The following is an 18018-nucleotide window of genomic DNA, read 5'->3' as shown; positions in this document are numbered from 1 at the left end:
AAAAGTGGGCCCCTAATTTGTAGTGAGCCCACTTTTTATATATATTGGAGGTTGGTTATATTCCATATTCATTATGGTTTGTTGATGGTTTCTCTTTGCTCCTAGTGAATAAATTCTAGATGCTCTAATATCAAGTTCTATATCAGAATTCTGGTAGGCTGAAAGCTTAGAAATGAGAGGAAGCTCGCAATCGTCTTTCAAGTAATTAAGATATTTTCTACCCTGCTCTGTCATTCCGAGTAAACGTAAATAGGATGGTTTATCATCTCGATTTTTCATTTCTTCTTTTTTTGTATTTGTTAAGATATGTACACACATTCTTTGTAACCTAGTCCATGTATACCTTTTGGTTTTTAAAGCAGTCATAAACTCGATAAATGAATTTGCCTTTAGTGCGATATGAATCATTCGGTTTTCAATGCCCTCTTCAACTTCGTAAATCTCTCTGAGTTCATTTGGGGTACTTTGAAGTAAACGGTACCTTAACAATGGCCAATAACTCTCCCATTGATGAAATTGTCCGTATTCTTCATAATATCTCCTAAGTTCTTTAAAAGTTGTCATAGGTACATATTGATTGACTAAATCGATATCCCCTCTGTCTGAAAAAATACTCTTTCGAATGCTAGTTGCACTAGCAATTGTTTCAGAGGCAAAATGTTCATCATGATAGTCTGCATTCTTCCTTGTAATAGTTACCACTTTCATATCTACGTTCCTATTGCGGACAGCTTGTATGTATTGATAACCCAAAATATTGTTTGGTTTAGACAAATCAACTAACTGTTCTGACGGAGATAAGCTTTTATACGCTTCGGATGTTGCTTTTGGGTAGCTCATTCCTTTTTTCATATATTCTTGTATAGTTTGTTGGTAGCGATCATGGTTCTGTTCAAGAAAATCTATAGTCGCATGGAAGTTGCTAATATCCCCTGACTCGCTTCCAAAACACACAGCCTTACAGCCAGCTGCAGCTAGAATAGAAATTGAACCATTTGCAAATGTCTCGGCTTTTTGAGTAGCAAACTGGTATGGAAGTTCAAAAACAATATCAACTCCGGCTAATAAAGCCATTTTGGCTCTTGTCCATTTAGGCAAAAGAGCTGGTTCACCACGTTGGAGAAACTGACCACTCATGACAGCGATCACTACATCTGCGTCTGTTGATTCTTTTGTTCCCTGTAGATGAAATGCGTGTCCATTGTGAAAAGGGTTATATTCAACCACCACTCCGACTGCTTTCATTTCCTCAACTCCCTAAGTTTGAAAAAAAGAATGTGAAAATTATATATTATGTAAATACTAACCATGATTGTTTTTATGAAATTGATAAATAACTTCGTATAAGATAAAATTAGATTTACTGACTAGATTGTACCTATAATGACTACATTATAGTGTAAAGAAAAAATATTGACAAATAATTATATGAAAGCTATAATTACCTTTGTTGCCTTGGGGTGATTCTTATGAAATGGACATTAAGTCAGTTACAAAAACATCGAAGCAAGGATTTTCCTATTGATGAAATAGTAACCGTAGATGAGGTTAAAGAAGTCGAACAATCAGTACGAGCTGTTTCACCAATGCATATAACTGGTCGAGCTGATATTGATTCGACAAAAGTGACTTTTCATTTAAAAATAAATGGTCACCTAGTTTTACCTTGTTCTCGTACTTTAGTTGACGTGAATTATCCAATTGATGTTGAAACAACAGAAACCTTCCTTTTAAAAGGTTTAGATTACGAAACCGAAGAGGAAGTCCATCAAGTAAAAGGTGATGTTATTGACCTAATGCCGGTCATTAAGGAAATCCTAGTACTTGAGGTCCCAATGCAAGTATTCTGTGAAGATGTTTCTAGCGATGAAGGAGCTCCACAATCAGGAAAAGATTGGGAAGTTATTCATGAGCAAGAGAAGCAGGATAAAATTGATCCGCGTCTAGCAGGCCTTGCAAAATTACTTGATCAAGATGATCCTTCTTCTAATTCATAATAGAATGTAGAAGTAGACAAGAAACATTTGAAGAGACCAGTATTTGCTGGCCTTCATGACTTTCTTAATACTCTTTAAGGAGGTGGGAAGAATGGCTGTACCTTTTAGAAGAACTTCTAAAACTGCAAAAAGAAAACGTCGTACTCATTTTAAACTACAGGTTCCAGGTATGGTAGAATGCCCAAACTGTGGTGAGATGAAATTAGCTCACCGCGTATGTAAAGCTTGTGGAACATACAAAGGAAAAGAAGTTGTGAACGACTAATTAATGACAACTAAGCGGTAGTCATACTGCTAGACAGATATCTAATTTCAAAAAGATTCTTTCTGATAGTTAGATAAAGCACAGAACTTTTATGTTCTGTGCTTTTGTCGTTGTTAAGGGGTAAGCCAACGTCATTATCCGAAAAGTATCGTAAATTTAATTATTCAAAAAACATCTTAAAACTTCATAAAGGTAATTTAATATATAATGCATATTAAGAATTTAGTTAACAAAAGTTTTGTTTCTTTTAAGGAGGGGTATAAATGAAACCGTATACAATTGAAGAACATGAAAATGGACTGTTAATATTCACTATAACAAGAGAAAGCAAAAGAAATTCCATTAACTATGAAGTGATGGACGGACTAGTAGAAGCGATAGAATTAGCTAAACTGCCTCATGTTAAAATTTTGATCATTACTGGTGAAGGAGAAAAAGCTTTCTGCTCGGGAGGGGACCTATCTGTATTTCATGAACTGAAGACGGAAGAACAAGCCTACACCATGCTGTCTAGGATGTCTAAAATTCTCTATGAATTGTTGATGCTTCCGAAGCCTACTGTAGCTCTCATGAATGGAATGGCACTTGGTGGGGGATGCGAGCTTGCAACTGCCTGTGATTTTCGGATTGCTAGGAAAGACATAAAGGTAGGATTTGTTCAAGGGAAACTGGCTATCACGACCGGATGGGGTGGAGGCACGATTCTCCTTGAAAAGTTACCAAGTTCAACTGCATTGGAAATCTTGATGGAGTCATCGATTTATACTGCAGAAGAACTTCAGAACCTAGGGTTCATTCATTACATATATGAAGGTGATCCTTTATATGCTATGTTAACCTTCATTAAAAATAAACAAATGATTGAAGGTAGTGTCCTAAGAGCCTATAAAGAAATAGCTGTAAGGAAATGGAATCAAAGCAACATTCGGGAAAGAATTGAAACAGAAGTTAGGAAATGTTCGATATTATGGGAAAGTGAAGCACACCATAAGCAGGTCGATCTTTTTATTAACCGGAAGTAAATATGAATAATTATTATTGTGTTTCTAACAGGATATCAGTCTATCTTTTCTAGTAGATGCATATGTATGAATAAAAAACACTAGGAGGGATTTGACTTATGCCAACCAATCGCCAAGATGCGTGGTCTCAAGATGAAGATTTACTTCTTGCAGAAGTAGTTTTACGTCAAATTAGAGAAGGGGGCACACAGCTGCAAGCTTTTGAAGAAGTTGGAAAGCAACTCTCGAGAACTGCTGCTGCTTGTGGCTTCCGTTGGAATTCATATGTTAGAAAGCAATATAAATCAGGTATCGAATTGGCAAAGAAACAACGTAAGGAATTAAAGAAAAATACACAAGTAGAAGCCTTAGAGCCTGTCGAGGAAAAACAAGAACATGTACAATTGGCAGAGCCGGTTGCTGAAAAAAGTGATTTAATTATTGAGTTTGAACAATTAGTTGGTTTTCTGAAGGAACTCTATAACGCTGCTGAATCGTCAAATCAACAAAAAGAAGAATTGAATCAATATGAAGGTAAAATTCAAGATTTAGAAAAGCAGATCTATTATTTAGCAACTGAAAATGAAAAGTTAAGTAAGGAACTTAAGACCATTGAACAGGATTATAAAGCACTGATTGAAATCATGGAAAGAGCTAGAAAAATGGTCGTTTTGCAAGAAGAAGATAGACAGCAAAAGGTAAAGTTCCAAATGGATAAAAATGGTAATCTTGAAAGAGTAGAGAAATAAGTAAAAAAAGCGGACGAATGGTCCGCTTTTTTTAGTAAATATCTTCTTAATTTGAGTGTTCTGAAAAGCCTTCTGGGAACCACAGAAGTGGATTTTCCCCAAGGTCCCTCTCCACATTGTATGTCACAGAACTGAAGCCCATTTTCTCCCAAAAATCTTTTGACTTTACTCTTGGGTTCGTTTTTATTGGAAGGTTCTTATTTTTAGCAAATTCAACCAATGCAGTACCATAACCTTTATGTTGGTAATCGGGGATTACTTCAAGTTTCCATAGTTCTAAATAATCTTTGGCTGGCTCAAAATAGCGATTAAATTTTGCATCAACTTGATATAAGCTCATTCGGGCCACTAGTTTATCACCGAAATAAATTCCATAAAATGGTGACTCGCTATCATTTTCAATAATATTGGCTTCAAGATCTTCTAACATGGAAAGCTCTTGTAATCCATATTCCTTAAATTTCTTAAACTCTTCTAACGTTTTATAATTAACTTTAAGCTTTTCTACTTTGTAATTCATATAAATCCCCCTAAGACAAAGTGTAAACTTTATACTTTTTTGTATATGTCAGTTTTCTAGTGAATAACATACATATAGTTCAGCATTTAGATGTGAGCGAAATAAACTTAAACTTTGTAGACACTGACTAATTTTGTATAAATACATTTTCTAATAAAATATATATGAAAAATGTGTGTATGAGTAGTAAAACCCACTTTCATTATATAACAAAAAAACAAAAAATTCTGCACATAAATACGAAAGCGTTTACAAAGTTAGCAGGAAAAATGAAGGTTATTGTAGAAATATTTATTATTGAGGGCATTTCTACTTAGAAAGGGGATACAGAGTGAAAAAAATACTTATTGCAAACAGGGGAGAAATTGCTTCAAGGATCATAAAAACGTGTAATGATTTGGGGATTGAGACGGTTGCAGTCTATTCGGATGCAGACGAACAGATGCCTTTTGTAAAAGAAGCAACAGTCGCACACCGAATAGGGGAGCCGCCTGTTAATAAATCTTACTTACAATATGAAACCATTTTAGAAGTTGCTATAAAAGAAAAAGTAGATGCCATTCATCCTGGTTATGGATTCTTGTCTGAGAATGCTCAATTTGCTGTTGCTGCTCAAGAAGCAGGGATTACATTTATAGGTCCTAGTGTTGATACCATTCAATTAATGGGAGATAAAATTGGTGCCCGTCAAGCAATGATAGACGCTGGAGTACCGGTTGTACCTGGTAGTGAAGGCGGAGTTTTCTCTGTTGAAGAAGCTACACTTCTTGCTGAAGAGATGGGATACCCAGTTATGTTGAAGGCAAGTGGTGGCGGTGGTGGAATTGGAATGATTCGCTGTGAAAATGAGCAAGCGCTCGTTAGATCGTTTGATTCAACCAAAGCTAGGGCAAAGGCATACTTCGGTACAGAGGAGGTTTTCGTAGAAAAGTACATCGAAAACGCTCGTCATGTTGAAGTGCAAATTTTTGGTGACAAACATGGCAATATTGTACATTTATTCGAGAGAGATTGCTCTATCCAAAGACGACACCAAAAGGTAGTGGAAGAGACGCCATCACCATTTTTATCAGATAAGACTAGAGAATTAATGTATGAAACAGCCGTTAAGGCTGCGCAATCAGTTAACTACGTGAATGCTGGAACCATTGAATTCATTGTTGATGAGAAAGAGAATTTTTATTTCTTAGAAATGAATACAAGGCTTCAAGTAGAGCATCCGATCACGGAGCAAATAACAGGTTTAGATTTGGTTAAGTGGCAAATATTGACTGCTAGTGGGGAGAAGCTTCCTTTACAACAAAGTGAGATTCAAAGAAAAGGTCACGCAATTGAATTTAGGTTGTATGCTGAGGATCCAAAGAGTTTCTTACCTTCACCAGGAAAAATTGAGGAGTTTTCATGGACACCAGGTGATGGAATAAGGGTTGATAATGGATATGGACCTAACTTAACCGTGTCACCATTCTATGATCCGATGATTGCTAAAATCATTATTAGTGGTGAGTCTAGAGATGTGTCAATTGAGTTAGCTAGAAAATACTTTGAGAACCTAACCATTTCAGGAATTAAAACAAATGCTCCTCTATTTAAAGAGATTCTTTCAGAAGAAGACTTTTTGAATGGAGAGTATACCACTGCTTACTTAGCGAATCATAAACTGATGGCAAAATAATAAAGGCTCTTTTCGTAAACTTTGTTACTATTGAATACTTTAAACTTGATACGAACGGATATGGTGCTATTTTGTTTATTTTGGTAGAAAAGATGCCACGAAACAGCATAGAATCCGTGTTGGAGTCCATATATACGAATAGCGATGATTTATGCAAAAAAAGCCATAATAATAGTAAGGCAATAAATAAATCTTATAAGAAAAATCAATGGAGGAATTACGAATGAAAGAAATTACATCATCAATGGCAGGTACTGTATTAAACATCTTAGTGAGCCAAGGGGATTCAGTTGCAGAAGGTCAAGAAGTATTAATGCTTGAATCAATGAAAATGGAGATCCCAGTAGAAAGTACATTTTCAGGTACTGTAGCTGAATTGAAAGTGAATATTGGAGACTTTGTAAACGAAGGCGATGTATTACTAGTTATTGAATAAGATTAAAGACCTTAGCGGCAAAGAGGAGGAGAAGAATGACTACAGCAAAGACGTTATCAGACACTTTACTAGAAAAGACAAGGGAAATAGAAGCAGGGGGACATCCGAAGTACCACGAAAAGAACAAACAGCAGAATAAGCTTTTTGTTCGTAAACGTTTAGAATTATTATTCGACGAAGGCCGTTATGAAGAAGACGGAAAATTTGCGAATTGTAAAGAAGCAGATTTGCCTGCTGACGGAGTTGTTACTGCTATCGGGAAAGTGAACGGCCAAACAGTTTGTGTTATGGCTAACGATTCTACTGTAAAAGCTGGATCTTGGGGAGCGAGAACAGTTGAGAAGATTATCCGTATTCAAGAAACTGCTGAGAAACTAAGAGTCCCACTTTTATATTTGGTTGATTCTGCTGGAGCAAGAATTACAGATCAATTAGAAATGTTCCCAAATCGCCGTGGTGCAGGGAAAATTTTCTATAATCAAGTTAAGATGTCTGGTATGGTTCCACAGATTTGTTTGCTATTTGGTCCATCGGCGGCTGGAGGAGCTTATATTCCTGCATTCTGTGATATTGTTATCATGGTAGATAAAAATGCTTCTATGTATTTAGGTTCACCTAGAATGGCTGAAAAGGTAATTGGAGAAAAAGTAACGCTTGAGGAGATGGGCGGAGCACGCATGCACTGTTCTGTAAGTGGCTGTGGTGATGTCTTAGCTTATAGTGAAGAAGAAGCTATTGCATCTGCGAGAAGCTATTTAACGTATTTCCCGGCAAGTTTTCAAGAGAAAACGAAAGTTGTAGAAGGCGTTGAACCTAAAAAGGGTAGACAGCTAGAAGAAATCATTCCGGTTAACCAAAATGCTCCTTTTGATATGTATGAAGCGATTGATACATTAATAGACGAAGGTAGCTTCTTTGAGATTAAGAAATTATTTGCTCCAGAACTAATTACGGGACTTGCTAGAATGGATGGAAGAGTAGTTGGTATTATAGCAAACCAGCCAAAAGTAAAAGGTGGAGTACTTTTTGTTGATTCTGCTGATAAAGCGGCGAAATTTATTCAACTGTGCGATGCATTCCATATTCCTTTACTATTCCTTGCAGACGTACCAGGTTTCATGATTGGAACAAAAGTAGAAAGAGCTGGAATTATCCGTCATGGTGCAAAATTAATTGCTGCTATGAGTTCAGCAACTGTTCCTAAGATTTCAGTTATCGTAAGAAAAGCTTATGGTGCGGGGCTTTATGCGATGGCGGGCCCTGCTTTCGAACCAGATTACTGTGTGGCTCTTCCAACTGCACAAATTGCAGTAATGGGACCTGAAGCAGCTGTTAATGCAGTATACTCAAATAAAATTAATGAAATTGAAGACCCTAAGGAAAAGATTGCATTTGTTCAAGCGAAACAACAGGAATATAAGGAGCATATTGATATTTATAAACTTGCTTCTGAATTAATCGTAGATGACATAGTATCTCCAGCGAGTTTAAGAGAAACTTTAATTCAAAGATTCTCGTTATATGCAACGAAAGAAATGATTTTCAGTGTAAGAAAGCACCCGGTTTACCCAGTTTAAGAAGAAAGAAGGACTCCTTTTCCATTAAGGGGTCCTTTTCCCTTTTTAAAAAAGAAAATATGGATGTTGAATAGTACCCGATACCTACTTAAAAAAATAATAACAATATTTCAAATACGTATATTTTAATCCTTTAAAGACTTCTGTTAAAATATTATTAACAAACGATTTGAGGAGATACTATGAAAATTAGCATTATCGGTGGAGGATCGGTTGGGTTACTTTTTGCCTATTATCTTCATCCTTTTCATGAGGTTGTTTTATATACAAGAACAAGGACCCAAATGGAGAACCTACAGGATGAAGGACTAACCTTGAAAAAAGATAACGTTTCCCATCGAACTAAAATAGTATGCAAGCACATACATGATTTTCGGCAAAATCAAGAAGAGCTTACCATCATTACTGTAAAACAGTATCAATTAGAAAGTTTATTAAAGACTATTACACTTACGGAAACGGCTCCAATATTATTTTTGCAAAATGGAATGGGGCATCTAAAATGGTTAGAAACATTAAACGCCAATCACATTTTTGTAGGATCTGTTGAACATGGGGCATACCGTGAAAACGATGTAACCGTACATCATACAGGTGAAGGCATTACAAGGCTTGCTAATTATAAAGGTGATAAAAGTAAGTTAATACATTTCATAGAGCCTTTAGGAACTGAATTTCCTTTCAAACTAGAAGAGAACTATGAGGAGATGTTAATAAGAAAGCTCGTCGTCAATGCTGTAATTAACCCGTTAACAGCTATCTTATATGTAGAAAATGGACAACTTGTGGAGAACCCATATTTTGCTCACTTGTTAAATTCATTGTTTAAAGAGATTACAGGTATCTTAGAATTAGAGGCAGAGAAAACGTATGAGAACCTTATACATATTTGTAAAAAAACAGCTCACAATCGGTCATCCATGCTAAAAGACATTGAGGCTAATCGTCCAACAGAAATAGATGCTATTCTAGGGTATTTGCTTGAAAAAGCTGAACACAAAAAAATAGAAGCTCCGCTCACAGAAGCATATTATCACTGCATAAAAGGAAAGGAGTTAAGGAGAGAGGGGAATTAACTTGGCAGGCATATTTTCATCGATCTTAGCTACACTCATTACAGTTCCAATTTTAGGTTATCTAATCATATTTGTAATAAGTAAACAAATCACGAAACAGCATAAAAAATCAGTCCATATAGCACTAGATGTAAGTACATTATTATTCGTTTTCTCTGTCCATTACTTAATCGTTACCATTTGGGGTAAATCCTTTATGTGGCTTATCCTGCTTTTAATGATTGCTATTGCGATTATCTTTGCGTTCATTCATTGGAAGGTAAAGGATGAGCTTCATTTTACAAGTGTTTTTAGGGGATTCTGGCGTTTTAATTTTTTGATTTTTTCCTCAGCCTATTTGGTCTTAGTCATTATAGGTTTGTACCAAAGTATTACGAATAGTCTTTCATAAAATTGTCTACCTAGAAATTACATATAAATATTGGTTAAGCAAGTTTTTTTTATTTATTTAAAGACAGTGCTATACTCAAAGGGCAGCATATTGTATTTAGAAAGGAAGTACATAAAATGGAGATTTTAGATCTCTTTCTACCGGCAACAAACCGTTTCGCAACAGAATATACGGCCCAAAACCTTAATATACAGCAGCATTTCCATTACAGCTATCAAAGCTTAGGTGACTATCAAAGACGTCTTAACGAACTAAATAATCGTACATTTATGAGAAATGAATTGGTTGATCATATCGCAGAGTTTATGAACCGATACCCTAGTTCAGATCATGTAATAAAATCCCTAGACAAATTAAGGCAAGATAACAGTGTGGTTGTAATCGGTGGACAGCAAGCAGGGATATTAACAGGGCCCTTATACACGATTCACAAGATTATATCCATCGTTCATTTTGCAAAGCAAAAGGAGTTAGAGCTTAAAGTTCCTGTAATTCCTGTTTTTTGGATAGCCGGGGAAGACCATGATTACGATGAAGTGAACCATATCTTTATGGATAAACGGAATAAATTAGAAAAGTGGACTTATCCAGAAAGAGTATTTGATAAAAGAATGGTATCCGACATTTCAATAAATAAAGAAATCGCTTTATCTTGGGTGAAGGAAATTATAGAAACCCTTGGTGAGACAGAGCATACGAAAAATCTTGTACATATGTTAGAGACAGCTATTAAAGGCTCTGATACATTTGTTGATTTCTTTGCTTTTGTAGTGATGGAGCTATTCAAAGATGAAGGACTTTTGATTATTGATTCTGGAAATAAACAATTACGAAAGCTAGAAAAAGATATTTTTATAAGACAGATAGATCATGCATCACAAATAACCAGTGAAGTTAAATCACAACAAGAAGCGCTTCACAAAGAGGATTTCCCTAGGACCATTGATATTACAAATCAGGCGGCAAATCTATTTTATTATGATGAAGTCAATCATGAGAGAGTGTTATTAGAGTTCTCACAAGACACTGAGAGCTTCTCCGGAAAGAACGGTTCCATTTCTTTCACAAAGGCTGAGCTACTTGAGATTGCATCTGAAACACCTGAGAAACTTAGCAATAATGTTGTGACGAGGCCATTATCGCAAGAATGGCTTTTCCCAACACTTGCGTTTATTGCAGGACCTGGGGAAATCTCTTATTGGGCAGAGTTGAAAAAATCTTTTGAGCTTTTTGGGATGAAAATGCCACCAATTGTTCCAAGAATGAATATTACATTGTTGGAAAGAAATATCGAATCGGACCTTCAAGATCTAGAATTAGACCTTCAAGATGTGTTAGTAAATGGCACTAAGAAGTCTATTAATGAATTTTTAGGCAGCGTCAGAGACCAAGACCTTAACATCCTATTTACAAGAACTAAAGAGCAGCTTCTTTCAATTTACGGAGAAATTGAAGAGAAATCTACTGATCAATATCGTGGATTGCTACCTTTACTAAAGAAAAATGAAGCATTGTTGCTAAAGCAAATAGGTTTTATGGAAGGGAAATTCGAAGAGGCTCTAAAACTTAAGCACACTGTGGTACTTGAAAAATTTGATCGAATTGATAGATCATTAAAACCTGCAGGTGCCCCGCAAGAGCGAATGTGGAATGTCCTTTACTATTTAAATAAGTATGGACTAGATTTCTTAAATGAAATTCTGAAACTGAATTGGGAGTTCAATGGCTCTCACAAAGTGGTCAAACTATAATATGAAAGACTTTATCCTAGCGATAAAGTCTTTTTTAATTCGCGAAAATGGGAATAAAACATACAAAATCCCACATAAAACAACGATTTATCAAAAGAAGTTGTCGTAAGAAAATTATTAGAAAAAGCTAAAATCTTTTACAAAAAAGAAGGAATTTCTAACAGTTGGAAGAATTATTAAAAACATGTGGTGGAAAGTGGGGGATTGTGGTACATTTAGGGTAGAGAGTGGGGGTAGCGGGCATGTTCATGGGTGAATACCATCATAATGTTGATACGAAAGGCCGTTTGATCGTGCCAGCAAAGTTTCGAGACCATCTTGGTGAAACATTTGTGCTTACACGTGGCTTAGATCAATGTTTATTTGGTTACCCGCTTAGCGAATGGAAGCTAATTGAGGAAAAACTTAAAGCTTTACCCCTTACGAAGAAAGATGCTCGTGCGTTTACCCGCTTTTTCTTTTCTGGTGCAACAGAATGCGAATTGGACAAGCAAGGCAGAATAAATATTGCTTCCCCACTAATGCAGTATGCAAAGCTTGAAAAAGAATGCGTTGTTTTAGGAGTTTCTAATCGAATTGAGATATGGAGTAAAGATCTTTGGGAAGACTATTTTAATGAGTCAGAAGAATCTTTTGCGGAAATTGCGGAAAACATGATCGGTTTTGATATATAATGGATACTGTTTTTTTATATCGTCTAAATTGTAAAATCATATCCGTACAACGCACGATTAGAAAGGTGGACAAACATGTTTGAACATACAACTGTGCTATTACATGAAACGGTAGAGGGGTTAAATATTAAACCCGATGGAATATATGTCGATTGTACAATGGGAGGAGCAGGTCATAGCTCACTCATTTTATCTAAACTATCCGGTAACGGAAAATTATATGCATTTGACCAAGATGAAGTGGCGATTGCAAATGCAAGAGAAAAGTTAGCTGAGTATGGAGATAAAATTACGATTATAAAAAGTAATTTTGAGAACCTACGTGAGGAGCTCGAGAAATTAGGAGTACATAAGGTTGATGGGGTTCTATATGATTTAGGAGTTTCATCACCACAATTAGATACACCCGAACGTGGTTTTAGTTATCATAATGACGCACCTTTAGATATGCGAATGGATCAAGATTCTGATTTATCAGCATTTGATGTAGTTAATTCTTGGAGTTATGAAGAACTCGTTAAGATTTTCTTTCGATATGGAGAAGAGAAATTCTCAAAACAAATTGTAAGGAAAATTGAAGCCGCACGAGAAGTAAAACCAATAGAAACTACTGGTGAATTAGTTGAACTAATTAAGGATGCAATTCCCGCACCTGCCAGAAGAAAAGGTGGACATCCTGCGAAGAGAGTTTTTCAGGCCATTCGAATCGCTGTAAATGATGAACTTGGTGTTTTTGAAAGGTCTCTACAACAAGCCATTGATCTATTAAATCCAGGCGGTAGAATAAGCGTCATTACCTTCCACTCCTTAGAGGATCGAATTTGTAAAGTGACATTTAAAAAGGCCAGCGAAACACCAGACTTACCACCGGGATTACCCATTATTCCAGATGAATACCAACCCATTTTAAAATTAATCACTCGAAAGCCTATTGTACCGACTGAAGAAGAGTTAGAACATAACAACCGTGCGAGATCGGCTAAGTTAAGAGTGGCAGAAAAGATATAATGACTAGGAGGAGAAAGAATGAGTAATTTAGCAAGAAAACTACAACAGGAACAACGCCAGCAACAAGTTGTTCAATCGCCTAGTAAAGTAAAAGTTAAAAATTCATGGCTATCTCCTGGTGAGAAAATATTAGGACTAACTTTTTGTGCTGTCATGTGCTTTGGAGCCGTTAATATTGTGTCTAACCAGGCTGCTATATATGAAGTGAATAGGGATATTCAAGAGACAAAAATGTCAATTAATGAGCAAGCTAAGGCTAATAATGACCTTGAAATGCAGGTTAGTGAATTAAAGACATATGAAAGAATATGGGCAAAAGCAAAAGAACTTGGTTTAAAGCTAAATGAAAATAATGTTAAGGTTGTGCAAGACTAATGATGCAAAAGCAGAAAAATATGAATTTCGGAGCAGCGATATTATTTGTAATATTTGTCCTGCTCTTTTTTGTCTTAATTTATCGCTTTCTTTCTGTTCAAATTACTGGTGAGGCTGCTGGCCAGTCACTTGCTGCGAAAGCACAGCAAAAATATTTAAAACAAGGTGTCATTGAAGCTAAAAGAGGAACTATTTTTGATCGCAATGGAGAAGTTGTTGCTGAAGACACTGCATCATTCACGCTTGTTGCCATTTTAGATGAAAGTATGACGACAAACCCAAAGAAGCCAAGGCATGTTGTGGATAAAGAGATGACAGCTAGAGAGCTTTCAAAATTTATTGATTTAGAAGAATCTAAGATTTATAGTACGTTATCAAAAGAAGGGTTGTTCCAAGTCGAATTTGGTAGTAAAGGAAAAGATATTTCATTACAAACCAAAAAAGAAATTGAAGAATTAAAGTTACCAGGAATTACGTTTATTAGAGATTCCAAAAGATTTTATCCTAATGGGATATTCTCCTCTCATTTAGTTGGATATGTTGATACAAAAGATGGGGAAGAGACACCTAGTGGACAACTAGGAATTGAGAAGGCGTTTAATGATACTCTTATTGGTAAGAATGGCTCCATTAAATATTCAAGTGATTTATGGGGATATATTTTACCTGATGGTGATGAAAAAGTTACACCAGCAAGTGATGGGGATCATGTATATCTGACTATTGACAAGAAAATACAAACGTTTCTTGAGGATGCTCTAAATCAGGTTGTACTAGAGTACAAGCCTAAGAAAATTGTAGCGATCGTCGCTGACCCGAAAACGGGTGATATATTAGCAATGGGACAAAGACCAACCTTTCACCCGAAGACACGAGAGGGGATATCTGAGAGCTGGCATAATGAGGCCATTGAAAACTCTTTTGAGCCAGGTTCAACCATGAAAATATTTACGTTAGCTGCTGCGGTACAAGAGAACGTTTTTAATGCTAACGATTGGTATAAATCAGGATCTTACAAAGCATCAGAAGGATCTAGAGCAATCCGAGACCATAATGGAGTTGGTTGGGGAAGCATAACGTACCTTGAAGGTGTTCAACGATCATCGAACGTAGCTTTTGCCAAAATTGTAAAAGAAAAACTAGGGTACGATAAGTATAGGGAATACCTAACTTTATTTGGCTTTGACAAACCTACAGGAATAGAGTTACCAAATGAGACGGGCGGTAAGATTGTCTATCAATATCCTTTAGATAAAATTACAACAGGATACGGACAAGGAACGGCCATCACACCAATACAACAAATACAGGCAGCAACCGCGATTGCTAATGACGGTAAAATGCTTAAACCACACATAATCGATAAAATAGTAGATTCAGAGACTGGAAAAGTCATTAAAGAAACGACACCTGAGGCAGTGGGAAGTCCTATTTCTCCAGAAACAGCAAAGGAAGTTAGAGAGTTATTGGAGACCATCATTACTTCACCAAAGGGTACAGGTTACAACCGTTATAACATTGAAGGGTATGATGTAGCGGGAAAAACAGGTACTGCGAATATGACTGAAAATGGTATGTACTTAACAGGGGAAAGTGACTATGTTTTCTCCTTCCTAGGAATGGCGCCGACGGATAATCCTAGACTAATCATGTATGTGGCAGTTCAGCAGCCAGAGGTAGAACACTATTCATATGGATCGTTACCCGTGTCTATGATTTTTAAGCCAGTTATGAAAAATAGCCTTCAATACCTAAACATTGAGCCTGCAAAACAGGAAAAAGCTAAGACGATTGAACTGCCTGATGTAACAGGTTTAAATGTCGAACAGGCCAAAGAGAAGCTAACTAATTTAGGTGTAAATACAGTCGTTATAGGAGCTGGGAGTACCATCATTGAGCAGCTTCCGCTCAAAAATGAAGCGGTACTAGAGGGAGAAAAAGTGATCATCAAAACGGATGGAGAACTTACTGTCCCAAATATGATAGGTTGGTCCTTAAGAGATGTAATGAAGGTTGCGAGTATGGCAGAGCTTGAGTTAAATACGACCGGAAGTGGATATGTTGTAAAACAAAGTTTGAAGGAGGGGTCACCATTAAAAGAGGGAGACTATATGGTGATACACCTGCAAACACCTCTAGAGAAAGAAGAACAAGAGTCTAAAAAAGAAGTCGAAACGGAAGATGAGGAGATCATTGGAGGATAAGGATCCTAGGTTAGGAATGAGTTTTTATTGCCCTTCAATGTAAAAAACCAGATAAAGCGTAAACAGACGAAATAATAGAACGTGCTATCTCGGGAGATGGCACGTTCTATTTCATTTAGTACAAGCATATATTTGAACGAGCCATATTGTAGGGAGGTTCGCAAAAAAATGCGAGTATCAAATGTGACAGTAAGAAAAAGATTAACAATCGCTCTATTTGTAGGTTTTTTGATTTTCTTCATCATCGATGTCAGACTTGGGTATGTTCAATTTGTTTTAGGAAATTGGCTAACGGACGGCGCAAAAGATTCTTGGAGTAGAAATATTCCATTCGAACCTCAAAGAGGGGAAATAATAGACCGAAACGGAGTGGCGCTAGCTACAAATATAAGTGCTCCAACCGTCTATGTTGTCCCGAGGCAAATTGAAGACCCTGCTATGACTGCAGAAAAACTGGCAGCTGTCTTAAATATGTCAAAAGAGAAGGCTTACAAAGAAATAACAAAGAACGCCATGAATGTTCGTATTAATGAAGGGCGGAAGATTTCCCATGAGAAGGCAACAGAAATACGCGCTCTTGATCTAAAAGGTGTATACATAGGGGAGGATTCGAAACGATATTATCCTTATGGAAATTACCTATCGCATGTATTAGGATTTGCTGGGGTGGATAATCAAGGGCTTATGGGATTGGAACTTTATTATGATAAGGAATTAAAAGGACAAAAGGGTTCTGTTAAATTCTATGCCAATGCTAAAGGTCAGAGAATGAATGATATGGCAGATGATTATGAACCTCCAATTGATGGTCTAGATTTAAAGCTTACGATTGATTCAAAGGTTCAAACCATTATTGAGAGAGAACTAGATATAGCCGAAGCGACATATAATCCTGATGGATTAATCGCGATAGCTATGGACCCAAATACTGGTGAGATACTAGGAATGTCAAGTCGACCGGGCTTCGACCCGTCGAATTTTCAAGAAGTTGCTCCAGAGGTTTATAATCGAAATTTACCGGTGTGGAGTACGTATGAGCCAGGATCGACATTTAAGATTATTACACTTGCAGCTGCTTTAGAAGAAGGTAAAGTAGATTTAGAGAAAGAACATTTCCATGACTCAGGATCTGTGAAGGTTGATGGTGCAACCTTGCATTGTTGGAAAAGAGGAGGCCATGGTAGCCAATCGTTCTTAGAGGTTGTCCAGAACTCATGTAATCCAGGATTCGTTGAATTAGGACAAAGATTAGGGAAAGAAACTCTGTTCAAATATATTAAGGATTTCGGGTTTGGTCAAAAGACAGGCATTGACCTTCAAGGGGAAGGCAAGGGGATTTTATTTAATATTGATCGTGTAGGGCCGGTTGAATTAGCAACCACTGCATTTGGACAGGGGGTATCTGTAACTCCAATTCAGCAAGTTACAGCTCTATCAGCAGCGATTAATGGAGGGACTCTTTATACTCCATACATTGCGAAGGAATTAGTTGACCCTGCCACAGGAGAAACAGTAATGAAAAATACCCCTCAAGCAAAAAGAAAAGTCATTTCGGAAGAGACATCAAAAGAAATCAGGTATGCTCTAGAAAGTGTTGTAGCACAAGGAACCGGAGGAAAAGCTTTTGTAGATGGATACAGAGTCGGTGGAAAAACTGGTACGGCCCAGAAGGTTAAGGATGGACGTTACATGGAAAATAACCATATTGTTTCTTTTATCGGTTTTGCTCCGGCAGATGATCCACAACTGGTGGTTTATGTTGCTGTAGATAACCCTAAAGGGACCGTTCAATTCGGGGGCGTAGTTGCAGCACCGATTGTAGGAGCAGTAATGGGAGATAGCTTAAGGGCATTAGGTGTAGAACAAAGGGAAGATCAAATTGAAAAAGTTAAAAAGGATTGGACAGACCCAGTGATGGTTGAAGTACCTGATGTTGTAGGAATGTCTAAAAAAGAGATTCGTGAGCTGTTTGTGAATTTGAAAATAGATCCAAGTGGTGAAGGAGAAATTGTGGTGAAACAAACGCCACAGGCAGGTGTTAAGTTAAAAGAAGGGTCGACGATCAGACTGTATTTTGATAATAAAGAATAGCAACTTTGGGCGGCAAAAGTTATTTTCGCCGCCCATCTTGTGTTGTTAAAATTCATAAGAAATTTTATACCCTTATATTAGGGCCTATAGAAAGGTGTAGAAGTTCAGAAAAATCTATCACCCTTATACCTATAACACTTGATCTTCTATGACAGGAGCCCTTTTCCATAAATAAAATGGCTAAATGTCAAGATATCATGTAAAATAAAAGGCGCAAGTTTTTAAATG

General features: G+C 36.7%; 17 protein-coding genes. 15 read left to right on the top strand and 2 right to left on the bottom strand.

Annotated features, from left to right (window positions below; all coding sequences use genetic code 11):
• Positions 1-12 precede the first annotated feature (12 nt).
• Positions 13-1245, bottom strand: a complete 1233-nt coding sequence (locus ACFYKX_RS24070; protein ID WP_389364362.1) for a nucleotidyltransferase — start codon at positions 1243-1245, stop codon at positions 13-15.
• Positions 1246-1469: 224 nt separating this feature from the next.
• Between ACFYKX_RS24070 and ACFYKX_RS24065 the strand changes: the two genes are divergently transcribed.
• The 4 genes from ACFYKX_RS24065 to ACFYKX_RS24050 all read left to right on the top strand — a co-directional run bounded on the left by ACFYKX_RS24065 (position 1470) and on the right by ACFYKX_RS24050 (position 4012).
• On the top strand, positions 1470-1997 hold the full coding sequence (locus ACFYKX_RS24065; protein ID WP_389364360.1) for a YceD family protein: 528 nt from the start codon (positions 1470-1472) through the stop codon (positions 1995-1997).
• A gap of 91 nt (positions 1998-2088) precedes the next feature.
• The gene (gene rpmF / locus ACFYKX_RS24060) at positions 2089-2262 is read left to right on the top strand and encodes a 50S ribosomal protein L32 (RefSeq protein ID WP_009791160.1); all 174 of its coding nucleotides are present in this window, start codon (positions 2089-2091) and stop codon (positions 2260-2262) included.
• A gap of 263 nt (positions 2263-2525) precedes the next feature.
• Positions 2526-3284, top strand: coding sequence for an enoyl-CoA hydratase/isomerase family protein (locus ACFYKX_RS24055; protein ID WP_389364359.1), 759 nt, complete (start codon positions 2526-2528; stop codon positions 3282-3284).
• Between the two features lie 98 nt (positions 3285-3382).
• Entirely contained in the window at positions 3383-4012 is a 630-nt protein-coding gene (locus ACFYKX_RS24050; RefSeq protein WP_389364357.1) for an RsfA family transcriptional regulator, read from the top strand.
• Between the two features lie 46 nt (positions 4013-4058).
• Here ACFYKX_RS24050 and ACFYKX_RS24045 read toward each other — a convergent pair whose 3' ends face one another.
• Positions 4059-4532, bottom strand: coding sequence for an N-acetyltransferase (locus tag ACFYKX_RS24045; RefSeq protein WP_389364355.1), 474 nt, complete (start codon positions 4530-4532; stop codon positions 4059-4061).
• Between the two features lie 331 nt (positions 4533-4863).
• Between ACFYKX_RS24045 and ACFYKX_RS24040 the strand changes: the two genes are divergently transcribed.
• From ACFYKX_RS24040 to ACFYKX_RS23990, 11 genes are all read left to right on the top strand, one after another.
• A complete protein-coding gene (locus ACFYKX_RS24040; protein WP_389364353.1) occupies positions 4864-6207 on the top strand; it encodes an acetyl-CoA carboxylase biotin carboxylase subunit in 1344 nt (447 codons plus the stop codon).
• A 223-nt stretch (positions 6208-6430) separates the two neighbouring features.
• Complete coding sequence (locus ACFYKX_RS24035; protein ID WP_389364351.1) at positions 6431-6643, top strand: acetyl-CoA carboxylase biotin carboxyl carrier protein subunit; 213 nt, start codon at positions 6431-6433, stop codon at positions 6641-6643.
• A 35-nt stretch (positions 6644-6678) separates the two neighbouring features.
• Positions 6679-8220, top strand: coding sequence for an acyl-CoA carboxylase subunit beta (locus tag ACFYKX_RS24030; RefSeq protein WP_389364349.1), 1542 nt, complete (start codon positions 6679-6681; stop codon positions 8218-8220).
• 182 nt (positions 8221-8402) lie between these two features.
• Complete coding sequence (locus ACFYKX_RS24025) at positions 8403-9296, top strand: 2-dehydropantoate 2-reductase (protein ID WP_389364347.1); 894 nt, start codon at positions 8403-8405, stop codon at positions 9294-9296.
• Position 9297: 1 nt separating this feature from the next.
• Positions 9298-9687 carry a DUF3397 domain-containing protein gene (locus ACFYKX_RS24020; protein ID WP_389364345.1) on the top strand — a complete coding sequence of 130 codons (390 nt, stop codon included), beginning with the start codon at positions 9298-9300 and terminating at the stop codon, positions 9685-9687.
• Between the two features lie 116 nt (positions 9688-9803).
• Complete coding sequence (bshC, locus tag ACFYKX_RS24015) at positions 9804-11438, top strand: bacillithiol biosynthesis cysteine-adding enzyme BshC (protein WP_389364343.1); 1635 nt, start codon at positions 9804-9806, stop codon at positions 11436-11438.
• Between the two features lie 242 nt (positions 11439-11680).
• Positions 11681-12112, top strand: a complete 432-nt coding sequence (gene mraZ / locus ACFYKX_RS24010; protein WP_389364341.1) for a division/cell wall cluster transcriptional repressor MraZ — start codon at positions 11681-11683, stop codon at positions 12110-12112.
• Positions 12113-12187: 75 nt separating this feature from the next.
• Positions 12188-13120, top strand: coding sequence for a 16S rRNA (cytosine(1402)-N(4))-methyltransferase RsmH (gene rsmH / locus ACFYKX_RS24005; RefSeq protein WP_389364340.1), 933 nt, complete (start codon positions 12188-12190; stop codon positions 13118-13120).
• Between the two features lie 18 nt (positions 13121-13138).
• On the top strand, positions 13139-13495 hold the full coding sequence (gene ftsL / locus ACFYKX_RS24000; RefSeq protein ID WP_389364338.1) for a cell division protein FtsL: 357 nt from the start codon (positions 13139-13141) through the stop codon (positions 13493-13495).
• Entirely contained in the window at positions 13495-15699 is a 2205-nt protein-coding gene (locus ACFYKX_RS23995) for a penicillin-binding protein (protein ID WP_389364336.1), read from the top strand. The genes ftsL and ACFYKX_RS23995 overlap by 1 nt, the downstream gene beginning before the upstream one ends.
• Positions 15700-15867: 168 nt before the next feature.
• Positions 15868-17790, top strand: coding sequence for a stage V sporulation protein D (locus ACFYKX_RS23990; protein WP_389364334.1), 1923 nt, complete (start codon positions 15868-15870; stop codon positions 17788-17790).
• The last annotated feature ends 228 nt before the right edge of the window (positions 17791-18018 follow it).

The organism is Cytobacillus spartinae, assembly GCF_042865285.1.
GTDB classification, from domain to species: Bacteria; Bacillota; Bacilli; order Bacillales; family Cytobacillaceae; genus Robertmurraya_A; species Robertmurraya_A spartinae.
The sequence above is the reverse complement of the archived record's forward strand: the minus strand, read 5'-3'. Positions and strand labels throughout refer to the sequence as shown.

Bases quoted from the DNA above. Each gene is read 5' to 3' on its own strand.
- ACFYKX_RS24025 (WP_389364347.1), top strand. From the start codon at position 8,403: ATGAAAATTAGCATTATCGGTGGAGGATCGGTTGGGTTACTTTTTGCC.
- rsmH (WP_389364340.1), top strand. From the start codon at position 12,188: ATGTTTGAACATACAACTGTGCTATTACATGAAACGGTAGAGGGGTTA.
- ACFYKX_RS24070 (WP_389364362.1), bottom strand. From the start codon at position 1,245: ATGAAAGCAGTCGGAGTGGTGGTTGAATATAACCCTTTTCACAATGGA.
- ACFYKX_RS23995 (WP_389364336.1), top strand. From the start codon at position 13,495: ATGATGCAAAAGCAGAAAAATATGAATTTCGGAGCAGCGATATTATTT.
- rpmF (WP_009791160.1), top strand. From the start codon at position 2,089: ATGGCTGTACCTTTTAGAAGAACTTCTAAAACTGCAAAAAGAAAACGT.
- ACFYKX_RS24065 (WP_389364360.1), top strand. From the start codon at position 1,470: ATGAAATGGACATTAAGTCAGTTACAAAAACATCGAAGCAAGGATTTT.
- ACFYKX_RS24030 (WP_389364349.1), top strand. From the start codon at position 6,679: ATGACTACAGCAAAGACGTTATCAGACACTTTACTAGAAAAGACAAGG.
- ftsL (WP_389364338.1), top strand. From the start codon at position 13,139: ATGAGTAATTTAGCAAGAAAACTACAACAGGAACAACGCCAGCAACAA.
- ACFYKX_RS24045 (WP_389364355.1), bottom strand. From the start codon at position 4,532: ATGAATTACAAAGTAGAAAAGCTTAAAGTTAATTATAAAACGTTAGAA.
- ACFYKX_RS23990 (WP_389364334.1), top strand. From the start codon at position 15,868: ATGCGAGTATCAAATGTGACAGTAAGAAAAAGATTAACAATCGCTCTA.
- ACFYKX_RS24035 (WP_389364351.1), top strand. From the start codon at position 6,431: ATGAAAGAAATTACATCATCAATGGCAGGTACTGTATTAAACATCTTA.
- ACFYKX_RS24055 (WP_389364359.1), top strand. From the start codon at position 2,526: ATGAAACCGTATACAATTGAAGAACATGAAAATGGACTGTTAATATTC.
- bshC (WP_389364343.1), top strand. From the start codon at position 9,804: ATGGAGATTTTAGATCTCTTTCTACCGGCAACAAACCGTTTCGCAACA.
- ACFYKX_RS24050 (WP_389364357.1), top strand. From the start codon at position 3,383: ATGCCAACCAATCGCCAAGATGCGTGGTCTCAAGATGAAGATTTACTT.
- mraZ (WP_389364341.1), top strand. From the start codon at position 11,681: ATGTTCATGGGTGAATACCATCATAATGTTGATACGAAAGGCCGTTTG.